Origin of the sequence: Mesorhizobium sp. M0833 (genome assembly GCF_040319905.1) — a bacterium.
In the GTDB taxonomy this organism is placed as follows: domain Bacteria; phylum Pseudomonadota; class Alphaproteobacteria; order Rhizobiales; family Rhizobiaceae; genus Mesorhizobium.
This window is the reverse complement of sequence record NZ_JAMYOQ010000099.1, coordinates 1-559: the sequence shown is the minus strand read 5'-3', so window position 1 is coordinate 559 and position 559 is coordinate 1. Positions and strand designations below refer to the sequence as shown.

The 559-nt window shown below is 58.9% G+C and carries 1 protein-coding gene; it reads left to right on the top strand.

The genetic code is table 11. The annotated features are described in order from the left end of the window. Positions 1-537, top strand: a 537-nt coding sequence (locus NKH98_RS32960; RefSeq protein ID WP_352904324.1) for a GntR family transcriptional regulator, incomplete at its 5' end; no start/stop codon positions are given. Positions 538-559 lie beyond the last annotated feature (22 nt).

Sequence of the window (559 nt, the reverse complement as noted above, 5' to 3'; positions counted from 1 at the left end):
GGCCGGGACCTGCTCACTTTTTCAGGATTTTCGGAGGAGGCATTAGCGCGTGGATTCCAGCCGGGTACCAGGCAAATGACGCTCCACTGGCGCCCCGCTGACGCGGTCGCAGCTGCACTTAACGTGCCGACCGATGAATGCGTGCTGACCATCGAGCGCGTGCGAACGATCGACGACGAGGTCGTAGCGGTTGAGACAGTTTCGTTCGTAGCAGCAATCGGTCGCCTCATGGAAAAACTTGACCTTGCCGACACCTCTTTCACCGAGATTCTTGAGCAGCAACTTGGTGTGCCGCTTGCCCGAGCCAAGCAGGAGATACGGGCCGGCATCGCGCGGGCAAGACTGGCAAAAGCGCTCGACGTGTCGAGCGGCACGGCAGTGCTGCAGATCGATCGCACCGCCTTCGACACGGCCGATCGAGTTATTTACTTCTCGTCCTCGTCCTATCGGGCGGATCGCTACATTTATTCGTGCTGGATCGAGCGAAATAGCGTCTCGATTGCTCAACCTCGCCGATTAAGCGCCCGGAGCAGGTGATGCCCACTTGCGAGATTTACGT